This is a genomic window from Aerosakkonema funiforme FACHB-1375, assembly GCF_014696265.1.
GTDB classification, from domain to species: Bacteria; Cyanobacteriota; Cyanobacteriia; order Cyanobacteriales; family Aerosakkonemataceae; genus Aerosakkonema; species Aerosakkonema funiforme_A.
In genome coordinates, this window is record NZ_JACJPW010000031.1 from 28,338 (window position 1) to 40,630 (window position 12,293).

Below are 12,293 nucleotides of genomic sequence, written 5' to 3' on the forward strand. Positions count from 1 at the left end.
GAAGCGGCGCGGATGCTCTTAGCATTTGGGCAATAATTTTTCGCTCTCAGCAAAAGCATACTCAGCAAATGCTTCGCCCCTCGCTAGCCCCTAGTCCCTAGCTATAACTGCAAGCTTTAAGCAAACAAAAAGCTTAAGCAACGTGATTACAGCGGAGTGCTGCGATCGATAATTCTCCTGTTTTCAGCATCAATGTCTGACTCTCGCCGACGCATCTCCTCTTCGGATTCAACAAGGTCGTCCTCTGCTAGTTTGGGAGCGTCAAAATCTGCGGTGGTAGACATTGGTGATTGAATGTAACCAGTATCTACATACGCTTCCATCGGAGCGACATCTCCTGGATAAAAGCTTGCACTAGCAGGAGTTGCTGGCATTACCGTATCTACAGGGGTAATGGTGCGATCGATATCAGCAGAAATTGCTGGTATTCCAGTTTCTACAGGGGTAGTGCGGTTGTCAAGAATAGTTACATAGGAGACATCCTCAACTGCATCTTTTCTTGACTCCTCTATAGAGGATTTGGCTTTTTCAGCTTTATTCTTAACAGCATTGCCGACATCTCGAACAGAAGACTCAATTTTATCAGCGCTACCTTTAACCGCGTTTACTACAGAAGGTTTGGCTTCTTGAGCAGTATCGCTGACTGCATTGCCGACATCTCGAACAGAAGATTCGATCTTCTCAGCGCTACCTTTAACGGCATTTACTACAGAAGGTTTGGCTTCTTGAGCAGTATCGCTGACTGCATTGCCGACATCTCGAACAGAAGATTCGATTTTCTCAGCGCTACCTCTAACCGCATTGACTACAGAAGGTTTGACTTCTTCAGCTGTATCTCTGACCGCGTTTCCTACACCTTGAACAGAAGTTTTAATTCCCTCAGCGCTACCCTTAACTGCTTCTACTACAGAAGGTTTAACTTGTTCAACAGCAACCTTTACGGACTGCGCTACATCTTTTACAGAAGGCTTAACATCCTCAACTGCTTCGTTAAGAGTTTGGGCGGCATTTACTACAGAAGGTTTGGCTTCTTCAACTGTACTTCTTACCGACTCTGCCATACCTACTACAGAAGGTTTGGCTTCTTCAACTGTACTTCTTACCGACTCGGCTAAACCTATTACAGAAGGTTTGGCTTCTTCAACTGTACTCCTTACCGACTCGGCTATACCTACTACAGAAGGCTTGACTTCTTCAAGCGTACCCTTTGCTGCATCGCCCACATCTTCTACAGTGCGGTTAACTCCTTCAGCAACGCCTTTGACGGCATCTACTACACCTTCTACAGTTTGACTGACACTTTCACCTGCATCGTTACCGGTGAGACCGCCCGCTACAGCGCCCGCTACAGCACCAATCATTGCACCAGTGCGACCGCCGATTAAACTACCAATTGCGGCTCCAGCTACCCCACCAGCAGCAGCGCCAATGCGCGTAGCAACTGGATGAATGGCAGATCGATCGCTCATTTCTTGACTGTTTTCGCGATCGTTCTCACTCTTGACAATCTTTTCTTCTGTTGAAGAAGCATCAGATTGACTCATATTATATTGGACATTCTCGTCATGCTGAGAAAATGTCTGTTCGTTCTGATTCATCACTATTATTTCCTCCCTAAATTTTTTTGTCAGTTCAGCAAGCGAATATCTAAACTGCCTTCCAAATTATTGACTACTGAATCTTTCTAGCTAATAACTTTCAGATTTTGAGTAGCATAACCCGCTCGGCTGCGGTTTTTTCACCAACAATAAACATAACAACTACACGCGCTCCTCAACACCGCTCCACCGAAAGATATCGCTAAATATCTTGTCAGTCTGTGGTTGTAAGCTTTTGGTTGATAGGAGTAATTACGCATTTAAAATCAGGATCTAATGTGGATCTCACGAGCGCAATTAAATCTCACCAAAGATGAACAAAATTATGGCAAACCCGTCTATGGGTTGATGAAAAAAACTAAATATTCTTAACCAAACAGAGGCATTAATCTTTGTGTTATAATTTATTAATGACATCCTAATGATGCTGTGTAGTGCAAAAATATTCCTTCTGAGCGTTACGTTAATAACTCTGAAAAAGTTGCGAATTTTGAAGTAAGCTGGAAGCATAAGGCGCGATATACCTGTGGAAACCAAATTATCGGTAATACTATGTATTTTTTTATACTGGTATTTTTTTGAAATTCAGGACTGCCATCGGCGATCGTCAAATGAACGATCTATAATCATGGTCGAGAGATCTGTTTATTAAGTCTTCTGTAGCTTAAAGGGCAAGGGTAAGCGTGCAATTAAGATTCCAGCCCGATCCGGTAATTAATGTTACGGCTAACACAATAGATTTTTCTACCGGAAGACAGATGCTATTTATCTATATCAAAACTATATTTGGATTTTAACAAAAGTATTAAGGCTAGTCTTGTCAATTTAACTAAAACAAATTGTTTTTGAGAGTCATGATGTGAAAGTACTTAGATCGCAAAATATATTGGATTGCAAAGGGTATAGGTATTCTTCTGGCCGCATAGTATTTGGCAAGAGTTTCTATTATAATTTAATTCGGCGCAGTAGAGCAGTTATTTGCTGAGAGGTTAATACAGATGGAGAGCGAAAAACGCTACTGCGCTGCGATCGAACAAACTTCCGGAGGTATTTATTTTGTTGATGTTGATAGCAAAGGTATTCTGGAAGCAAATACGGCGATTTGTAATTTGCTCGGTTACACCCAAGAGGAATTTTTGGCTCTGACACTTTACGATATCCTTGCTGTTGACCGAGAAATTATTAACTCTGATATCCACCTGCTTTTAGCGGAAAAACAATTCTTATTAATTAGCGATGGCTGGAACCGTCGTAAGGATGGTTCCTTAGTTAATGTTGAGGTAAGCCTTAATCTAATTTCCTGCGGCGGCAGGAAAGTTATCTGTGTTGTAGGGCGGGACATCACCGAACGCAAACAGGCAGAAGAGTTGCTTCGTAAAAGCGAGGCGGCAAATCGCGCTCTCCTGAATGCTATACCCGATTTGATGATTAGAATTACTGGAGATGGCACTTACCTTGATGCGATCCCGGCGAAAAATTTCAAGACTTGGACGACTCACGGCGATATGGTGGGTAAAAATATATACGATGTGTTGCCACCAGAAATAGCTCGGCAACGGATGTATTACATCACGCAAGCACTTTCTACTGGCGAAATGCAAATATATGAGTTTGAGCTAACTTGCGAAGATGGTAAAGTTTCTTATCAAGAAGCTCGTATCGTTGTGAGCGGAGAAAATGAAGTTTTGGTAATTGTGCGCGAAATCAGCGATCGCAAGCAAGCGGAAGCAACGATCCAATATCACGCTTTTCACGACATTTTGACCGGCTTGCCTAACCGCACAATGTTCGATCGGCACCTATCAACAGCCCTAGCAAATGCCCATAATAGCAAAACTATGCTGGCTGTGATGTTTCTGGATATGGATCGGTTTAAGACGATCAACGATACTCTAGGTCATGCTGTAGGCGATCGATTGTTGCAAGGCTTTGCCGAGAGAGTGAAAGCCTGTTTGCGGGAAAGCGATATCGTTGCGCGTTGGGGAGGCGACGAGTTCACCGTACTGGTGCCCCAAATTACCAGCCCAGAAGATGCCGCAAAGGTGGGGCAACGAATACTCGAAGCTCTGAAGCCAGCCTTTTACCTGCAAGGACACGCTACCGGGGAGGAAACCCCACCCCTACATATCACCAGTAGCATTGGCATTGCGCTCTATCCCCACGATGGTGAAGATGCCGAAACTTTATTAAGAAATGCTGATGCCGCACTATACCGCGCTAAAGAACACGGTCGGAATAATTATCGGTTCTACAAACCGGAGATGAACGCACAAGCTTCCCAATTGTTGGCGTTAGAAAATCGCCTGCACCAAGCGCTAGAGCGGCGTGAGTTTGATGTTTACTACCAGCCTCAGATCCACATCAACACTGGGGAAATCATCGGGATGGAAGCTCTTGTGCGCTGGCGACATCCAGAACTGGGTCTAGTGTCACCAGGACAATTTATTCCCCTAGCAGAAGAAAACGGATTAATTGTACCGATCGGCGAGTGGGTGCTGCGGACTGCTTGCGCCCAAAATAAAGCTTGGCAGAATGCGGGGTTTTCGCCGTTGCGGGTGGCAGTTAACCTTTCGCCTCGGCAGTTCCAACAACCTAACATCGCATCTAGAGTGGCACTGGCGTTGGAAGAGACAGGGCTAGATCCTCAGTATTTAGAGCTGGAAATTACCGAAACTACTATTATGCAGAATCTGGACTTTGCCAGTGAAATGTTGCGAGACTTGCAAACTTTGGGAGTTTATATTTCTATTGATGATTTTGGGACTGGTTATTCTTCCTTGGGTTATTTAAAAAAGTTCCCCTTCGATAAGCTTAAAATCGATCAGTCTTTTGTGCGCGATTTGAAAGATAACCCGCACGATATAGCAATTATTTCTGCTATGATTACTCTCGGACACGGCCTTAATTTAAAAGTAGTGGCAGAGGGAGTCGAGACTCGCGAGCAATTGGAATTATTGCGAAGTTTGCAATCAGAAGAGATGCAAGGTTATTTATTCAGTCAGCCTCTGACAGCAGAAGATGCGACAAATTTACTGCACAATCCTTTGATAAAAACCAATATTTATTGTAGCACTCTCTGCATTGCTTACAGTCAGAATAAATTGCTTCATTGAAAGCTTAATCATCTGCCCATATTATTAATCTAAATGATTAGAATAATATCATGATGGCCTTAGCAGACTATAGTCTGTACGCTAATAGCCGCATTGTTTCTGAAAGTAAGGGCGCTCAACTAGAAGCGATATTTCTACTCCTATCCTCTCCACACTGTTGAATTAATTCTGCTACTAAACCAGTCCATCCCGTTTGATGGCTAGCACCAAGTCCCGTACCGTTATCGCCATGAAAATATTCGTAAAAAAGGATCGCATCGCGCCAGTTAGGGTCGGTTTGCAGTTTATCAATTTTACCGTAAACAGGTCTATTACCACAAGAATCTTTTAGAAAAATATTTACGACGTTGCGAGACAATGCGATCGCCACTTCCCGCAGCGTCATTTCTTGACCCGAACCTGTGGGACACTCGATTTTGAAATCATCGCCCAAGTAAGAATAAAACTTGTGCAACGCTTCTGTAATTAAGTAATTTACGGGAAACCAAACTGGGCCGCGCCAATTGGAATTGCCGCCGAAAAGATTGCTGCTAGATTCTGCTGGTTCGTAATCGACTCGGAATTCGCATCCATTGGCATTAAAAATATATGGATTTTGGGCATGATATTTGGAAAGGGCGCGAATGCCATAATCTCCAAAAAACTCTGTTTCATCCAGCAATCTTTTCAAAATGCACTTTAGTTTACTGCGATAAACAATTGCTAGCAATCTTCTCGCACCGATACCTGGCGTTTCCATGCAAGCGACATTTTCTTTCAAATCCGGTCGATTGTTAATGAACCACTCCAGTCGTTTTTTAAACCCAGGCAGTTTATTTAAAGTTTCCGGTTCCAGCGTTTCGACCGCAAACAAAGGAATCAATCCCACCATTGAACGAATTTTTAACTTTAAATTTTTGTCATCGGGGAGATGCAAAACATCGTAGTAAAAACCATCTGTTTCATCCCACAGCGAACCATCAGGATCGCCGATGTGATTCATCGCGTCAGCAATATACAAAAAATGCTCGAAAAATTTGCTGGCGATATCTTCGTAAGCTGAATTTGTTTTGGCTAGTTCGATCGCGATCGCCAACATATTTAAGCAATACATTCCCATCCAGCTTGTGCCATCAGACTGTTCTATATGTCCGCCTGTCGGCAGTTCCGCACTTCGATCGAAAACACCGATGTTGTCTAAACCTAAAAATCCGCCCTGAAATACATTTTTTCCCTCTACATCCTTGCGGTTTACCCACCAAGTAAAGTTGAGCAGCAACTTTTGAAATACTCGCTCCAAAAAACGTTTATCTGCCCGTCCGTACATTTTTTCTTCTATCTGATAAACACGCCACGCAGCCCAAGCATGAACGGGCGGATTTACATCGCTAAATTTCCATTCATAGGCCGGAATTTGGCCGTTGGGGTGCATATACCATTCCCGCGTCAACAAATCGAGTTGCTTCTTCGCAAAATCGGGATCTACCATCGCCAAAGGAATAGTATGAAAAGCCAAATCCCAAGCCGCAAACCAAGGATATTCCCATTTATCTGGCATTGAGAGAATATCGTCATTGTAAAGATGAAACCACTCGCAATTTCTACTGCGTTTGCGTTCTTCTGGTGGCGGTGGAGTAGCGCGATCGCCATTCAACCACTCTTCTACAACATAATGATAAAATTGCTTGCTCCACAACATACCCGCGAAAGCTTGTCGCTGCACGTTTCGCTCATCTTCTGATAGCGATTTCGGAGCAATCCGCTGATAAAATTCATCTGCTTCTTGCTGACGAGTTTTAAATATAACTTCAAATTCATCACCTAAAGGTTGGGATGAATTTGGAGAATCGCTCAGTCGCAAATGGATGACTTTCGTTTCGCCAGCATCAACTGTTAACAAGTAATGGGCTGCTACTTTGGTTCCTATATTATCGGGATTGACTGCTGACTTTCGATTATGTACAATATAATTATTAATTCCATCTTTCACGTAACGCGAAGCATTGCTTACACCAAACAATAACTGGTTGTTAGTTTCGTTTTCTGTAAAGAGAAGTTTTGGTGAATCCTGACAGTACAGCCATCTTTCTCCCAATGTGGGATGCGATGCTTCGATAACGCTGAATTTAGTTTCTGTATGACTGACTTTCACGAATGGTTTATCTTTGATGCCATTCCAAGACCAAGTGTTGCGAAACCAAAGAGTTGGTAACAGATGCAGCTTTCTCGCTTCTGCACCTCGATTGATAATACTAACTTGAATTAAAATATCGTCTGGCGAATTTTTGGCATACTCTACAAAAATATCAAAATAACGGTCATCATCAAAAATCCCTGTATCGAGCAATTCAAATTCTGGCTCTTTGCGACTGCGCTGCCCATTTTCTGCAACTAATCGATCGTATGGAAAAGCTTGGTGCGGATATTTGTACAGACATTTCATGTAAGAATGGGTAGGGGTGCTGTCGAGATAAAAATAGTATTCTTTGACATCTTCCCCGTGATTGCCCTCATTTCCTGTTAAGCCAAACAGCCTTTCTTTTAAGATTCCATCTTCGCCATTCCAGAAAGCAAGAGCAAAACATAAACGCTGATGGTTATCGGAAATTCCCGCAATCCCATCTTCACCCCAGCGATAGGCGCGAGAACGAGATTGTTCGTGCGTAAAATAGTCCCAAGCGGAACCATCGGGACTGTAATCTTCGCGGACAGTTCCCCACTGACGATCGCTCAAATATGGCCCCCACTTGCGCCAATGCGCTTGGCGTTCCCGTGCTTCTGCTAACCTTTTTTCTTCCTGGGTTATGTTTGCTGCTTCAGTCATACTTGAAAGTGCAAAATCAAGATAAATTGCGAATAATCCGGCAGGGATTTCCAGCAGCAACAACATTTGCAGGTATATCTTTTACAACCACGCTGCCAGCGCCTATAGTTGTGTTGTCACCGATAGTTACTCCTGGACAAATGATAACATTACCTCCGATCCAAACATTATTACCGATTTTGACAGGAGCGGCTAACTCTTTACCCGTAAGACGAATTTCCGGTGAGATCGGATGATACGCGGTGTAAATTTGAACATAAGGCCCACATAAAACGCTGTCGCCAATTTCCACCTTATTACAGTCAAGAATGACACAGCCAAAGTTCATGTAAAATTTATCGCCAACATAAGTATTGCTGCCGTAGTCGCAGTAGAAAGGTGGCTCAATTTCAACATTAGCACCAACTTTGGCAAATAATTCCGTTAAAATTTGCGTGCGCCTTTCCGTTTCTTCTTCAGTAGTATTATTGTATACTCTGCTCAGACGACGTGCGCGTTTGCGATCGGCAACTAATTCGGCGTCGGCAGCGAGATATAATTCGCCTGCCAGCATTTTGTCTTTTTCGGTTTTATCCACTGCCTTAAATGATTGATTGTCAGTCCAGAAACCCGGTTTCTAGGAGAAACCGGGTTTCTTTGGATATCTATCTATTATTTTTACACCATTTGGGGTAGGTTAATCTCGATGTTGTGCTGCTGCGCGATCGCAATTAATTCTTCGATCTTTTCTGGTTCCGGTGGCGGCGGCGGTGTAAACTTATTGGTTGCTGGTACACCTGCTTTCTCAAAAAATTCCCCCGCATTTGCCGGAGTAATAATTGCCAACATTTTGGCGGGTGATGTTGTTAAATTTCGGTAGGTATGAGGAATACCTTTCGGAGCTAGAACAAACGAACCAGGTGTAGCAGTGAAGCTTTTTTCACCGCTTTCAATTAACAATTCTCCTTCCAGTAAATACAATCCCTCAACTTCTTCCCTGTGCCAATGCTGTGGAGGCCCACTACTTTCCGGTTGGACGGTTATTTCCAAAAGAGAGAATCCGCTGTTAGTTTCTTCTCCCACTGCTTTATAAGTAATTAAATCGCCTAGTAGCCAGAAAGATTTACCTTCGCCAGGAGGAACGACTTTGATAGTTTCCGTGCTTGTGTCCATAATTGCTGTCTAATATGGTTTAATTAGTTGTGTCTCTGCTTTAGACTTAAACCAAGTATAGCTGAGGAATTAGGTTTGCCAATAATTTATATTTAAACAATTGCCTAGAAAATGCTGAGATTTAACTCAGTATTTTTTAGCGATTTCTCAGGAAAAATTAATGTTGGCTTCAGAAAGTTTTAACAGCAGTAATTACAGCCTTTGTCGCCGATCGACTAAATGCGATATGCCTATGCTACGCGATGCGATCGCAACTGCAAATTTAACAATTTCTTTATATTTATAAGGTATATTGTTGCGCTTGAGCGCTAAAGCACAACAATGCAGTCATTCAAGCAACTTTAGTTACTACTTGCAGTATTGACAGATGTTTGACAAACTGGAAACAGGTGAATGATTGCCATACCAGCATAAATATTATATTTTGAAAATAAAAAATTATGAACGACTCTCGCGAGCTGATGATTATTATAGTGATAATGCTTAACGTCATTATTTTTTGGTTCCTATTTTCGAGAAGCTGGCTAAGCCTTGCCAAACTATACAAAACTAACCAAGCACCCCCACCCAACATTCGCTACATGAGACATGGTTATGTTGGTGGGATTCGCTACAAAGGAATGCTAAACGTGGGCATAACTCTCGAAGGAATATATCTGAGTATCATTCCGCCATTTAATATTGGCTCGTCACCTCTGCTGATTCCTTGGAGCGCAATTGACAAAATCGAAAAAGTTAACAGCTTCTTTATACAAAGTTATCGTTTGCACATAAAAAATCAGAAAACAACTATAATTTTAAACAAAGAGGATTTGGCACCAGCCAAAGGCTTTTTAGCACAAAGAGGGATGGAATTATGATAATGAAAAATACAAATAAAAATTTATGCAGATTGTTAGAAAATTTTTAAGCCAGGTTAAAGCATGACGCAGAATATTTCCAGAGCCGATATTTTTGAAGAAGCAGAAGTATTTGTATTCCCGGCATCTTTTGCCCAGCAGCGTCTGTGGTTTTTCGATCGATTGGCACCGGAAAATCCTTTTTACAATGTGTCAATAGCAGTGCGCTTAACAGGTGCGCTCAATCTAACCGCATTAGAGCAAACATTCAACGAAATTGTGCGTCGCCACGAAACTTTACGCACTACGTTTGTGATGGTCGAGGGGCAACTTATGCAGGCGATCGCACCATCTTTAACTATACCTCTTACCGCGATCGACCTACGCAATTTATCAGAAACGGAACGAGAAACCAAAGTGGAACATTTGGCTTCTCTTGAAGCACAGAAACCTTTCAATTTAACCGCCGGGTCATTGCTGCGAGTAACGCTATTACAACTAACTGAAACAGAAAATATTCTGCTGCTGAATTTACATCATAAGTAGTCGGACAAAAGTAATCGACACTGTATGAACTTTTGTTAAGGCACTCGCAGGAGTGCGATCGCGCAGCGTGCCTCCCGGCATATCGTGCATCGGAACAAATTAGTACAAATGCACTGTATAGCATGATGTTTAGTTGGAATTCTTTTTGAATTTTTGAAAAGAGCAAGGCTCGACCCGCATTTCTCACAAAATTTGCGATCGCTAACCACCAAATCCTTACAATATAAGGGTTTTAGCGTGCAAACGCCAAGTTTCCACATCCCACAGTGTGTGTGTGAACTGGTATCAATTCAAAATTATCAGGAATTAGAGATAGAAAAAAGAAAAATTAATCGCATTTTTCTGATGGTAATCGAATTATTTATCATCAATTAACAGGTAAACATATCTGCTATAATTGAGGAGTAAAAAAATCTAATGTTCCTCAGCTTATGACTCCCAATCCTCGAAAAAAAGCCAGTTCGCAATTCCCGCATTTCTCACAAACTGATTTGAGAAGCTGATTTGGGGATGAAAAATTGAACTTTTTGAAAAACAAGAGATCTGGGAACAGTCACCCAAGAAAAATTTAATCTAAATTCACTAAAGCGTTACTAAATCGTCAGTAAAATCAGCTTAATTCAAAAAAGTTCTCATCAGAAAGTAGACTGCGTATATGAGCAGTCATTGGTAAGCTATGAAGTTGAACCAGTTCCCGTCAAAAAAATCAACCAGTATCTTGACTCCCTTGAATTCTATCGTAAGCAATAGATAAAATATCTTGAGAGGGACAAGCACTGGTAATCGCCATCAAAATTCGTCTAGCACTCACAGTAATTCTCGCTCCCAACTTCAGGAAATTCAGACGAATTGTGCCGACGGTTGCTTTAGAAAAAGAAGTTTTAGATAAACAACGATGACGAAAAGCTTGCATCAAAACATAAGCTATTGATGAAAACCAAAGTCTTAATTGATTACTTGAAAATGTTTGAGTCGAAGTGCGGTCAGCGAATAAATCTAATTGTTGTTCTTTCAGGCGATTTTCCATCTCTCCTCGCGGACAATATTTGTCTGTATAAAGTTCTGATGGAGTAATTTTGGCAGCGGGTAAAGAAGTAACAACATGACGAATTTTTAAGCCTTCACTCCCATAACAAACTTTCGTCACAACTCTTCTAAGATGACTCCATGATTTTTCAGTTTGATAACATAAAGAACGATACCAAGTTGAACTAGGAACTAACGCTCTGACTACTTCTAAATCTTCATTTTTCTCAAAAAGGCTTTCCATCAATTCAACAATCGGTTCAAGCTTTTTTAAGTATTCATTTTTAGCTTTCTCAATTGTATTGTTAGCTCTTAACTTTAATTGGCTATTAGTTGCCATAGCTATCGCATATTCAACGCCAGCCTGTTTTTCGCAGAAATTAAAGATTTCCTCCCGCGCATAAGCACTATCGCCCCGCACTAAAATTTGAGTAGTTGGCCATTCTTTTCTAATTAATCCAATCACTCTTTGTAATTCTTCTAATGCTCCTTCTGCTGGATCTACATTAGATGGACGTAGCTTGGCTACTAATAAATGATGCCCACAAAAAATATATAATGGAGCATAACAAACTCCTTGGTAATAAGTATTGAAAAAGGCTCCTGATTGATTGCCGTGTACTTGATCGTCTGTGACATCCATGTCCAAAATAATTTGAGAAGGAGGCTTTTGATAAGACTGTAAAAAGATGTCAACAAAAAGGTTTTCTATCTTTTTGGGGTCATGTTCAATCCGATGATAGCGACTACTTTCTTGATTGAGGATAGTTTCGGGACAATACTCTAATCGATTAATTGTACTTTTTCCAGCTAAATTTCGTTGATTTGATTCTAATTTATCAAGTTTTTGCAAGGCGATAGCTAAAGCTGGATCATCACGTAATTTGTCATGGTCATTGACATCTTCGTAACCTAATATGAGTCCATAAATTCTTTGGGTGACTAATTGCTCAACTGCATAATCTATATAGGACGAATTTCTATAATCTTGAAAACAATTGGCGAATCGCTGGCTAATTTTCAATTTTTTATCTAATTCAGCTATTAAGACAATGCCAGCATTTGAAGTGATTCTCCCTCCCGAAAAATTAGCGATGATTTCTTTGCCTTTAATTTTTCCTAGATTAAATTTTTTCCTAGCTTTTTTTTAATAATTGAGAGTCATAAACTGAGGAATATTTGTTTTTTTATTCCTCAATTATAGCAGATTTATCCA

8 protein-coding genes and 1 pseudogene are annotated in these 12,293 nt (G+C 41.3%); 4 read left to right on the plus strand and 5 right to left on the minus strand.

Going from position 1 to position 12,293, the window contains the following annotated elements; translation table 11 throughout:
* Window positions 1-146 precede the first annotated feature (146 nt).
* On the minus strand, window positions 147-1,598 hold the full coding sequence (locus H6G03_RS13600) for a glycine zipper domain-containing protein (RefSeq protein ID WP_242060397.1): 1,452 nt from the start codon (window positions 1,596-1,598) through the stop codon (window positions 147-149).
* Window positions 1,599-2,596: 998 nt separating this feature from the next.
* Here H6G03_RS13600 and H6G03_RS13605 point away from each other — a divergent pair.
* Complete coding sequence (locus H6G03_RS13605; RefSeq protein ID WP_190464912.1) at window positions 2,597-4,711, plus strand: sensor domain-containing protein; 2,115 nt, start codon at window positions 2,597-2,599, stop codon at window positions 4,709-4,711.
* 115 nt (window positions 4,712-4,826) lie between these two features.
* Here H6G03_RS13605 and H6G03_RS13610 read toward each other — a convergent pair whose 3' ends face one another.
* From H6G03_RS13610 to H6G03_RS13620, 3 genes are all read right to left on the minus strand, one after another.
* Window positions 4,827-7,514, minus strand: a complete 2,688-nt coding sequence (locus tag H6G03_RS13610; RefSeq protein WP_190464913.1) for an MGH1-like glycoside hydrolase domain-containing protein — start codon at window positions 7,512-7,514, stop codon at window positions 4,827-4,829.
* Window positions 7,515-7,530: 16 nt separating this feature from the next.
* Complete coding sequence (locus tag H6G03_RS13615) at window positions 7,531-8,091, minus strand: sugar O-acetyltransferase (RefSeq protein ID WP_322111905.1); 561 nt, start codon at window positions 8,089-8,091, stop codon at window positions 7,531-7,533.
* 80 nt (window positions 8,092-8,171) lie between these two features.
* Window positions 8,172-8,666 (minus strand): cupin domain-containing protein, encoded by a 495-nt coding sequence (locus H6G03_RS13620; protein ID WP_190464914.1) that lies wholly within the window; start codon window positions 8,664-8,666, stop codon window positions 8,172-8,174.
* Window positions 8,667-8,826: 160 nt separating this feature from the next.
* Here H6G03_RS13620 and H6G03_RS38815 point away from each other — a divergent pair, with 160 nt between their 5' ends.
* The 3 genes and pseudogenes from H6G03_RS38815 to H6G03_RS13630 all read left to right on the plus strand — a co-directional run.
* Complete coding sequence (locus H6G03_RS38815) at window positions 8,827-8,952, plus strand: hypothetical protein (protein WP_255512231.1); 126 nt, start codon at window positions 8,827-8,829, stop codon at window positions 8,950-8,952.
* A 154-nt stretch (window positions 8,953-9,106) separates the two neighbouring features.
* Window positions 9,107-9,526, plus strand: coding sequence for a hypothetical protein (locus H6G03_RS13625; protein ID WP_190464915.1), 420 nt, complete (start codon window positions 9,107-9,109; stop codon window positions 9,524-9,526).
* A 63-nt stretch (window positions 9,527-9,589) separates the two neighbouring features.
* A pseudogene (locus H6G03_RS13630) lies at window positions 9,590-10,045 on the plus strand (condensation domain-containing protein); the annotation flags it as partial.
* A 712-nt stretch (window positions 10,046-10,757) separates the two neighbouring features.
* On the opposite strand, the gene H6G03_RS13635 reads toward H6G03_RS13630, so the two are convergent.
* The gene (locus H6G03_RS13635) at window positions 10,758-12,191 is read right to left on the minus strand and encodes an IS1380 family transposase (RefSeq protein WP_190464956.1); all 1,434 of its coding nucleotides are present in this window, start codon (window positions 12,189-12,191) and stop codon (window positions 10,758-10,760) included.
* Window positions 12,192-12,293 lie beyond the last annotated feature (102 nt).

Excerpts from the sequence above, each read along its gene's own strand:
- H6G03_RS13620 (WP_190464914.1), bottom strand. The coding sequence starts at position 8,666 with ATGGACACAAGCACGGAAACTATCAAAGTCGTTCCTCCTGGCGAAGGT.
- H6G03_RS13610 (WP_190464913.1), bottom strand. The coding sequence starts at position 7,514 with ATGACTGAAGCAGCAAACATAACCCAGGAAGAAAAAAGGTTAGCAGAA.
- H6G03_RS13625 (WP_190464915.1), top strand. The coding sequence starts at position 9,107 with ATGAACGACTCTCGCGAGCTGATGATTATTATAGTGATAATGCTTAAC.
- H6G03_RS38815 (WP_255512231.1), top strand. The coding sequence starts at position 8,827 with ATGTTGGCTTCAGAAAGTTTTAACAGCAGTAATTACAGCCTTTGTCGC.
- H6G03_RS13605 (WP_190464912.1), top strand. The coding sequence starts at position 2,597 with ATGGAGAGCGAAAAACGCTACTGCGCTGCGATCGAACAAACTTCCGGA.
- H6G03_RS13600 (WP_242060397.1), bottom strand. The coding sequence starts at position 1,598 with ATGAATCAGAACGAACAGACATTTTCTCAGCATGACGAGAATGTCCAA.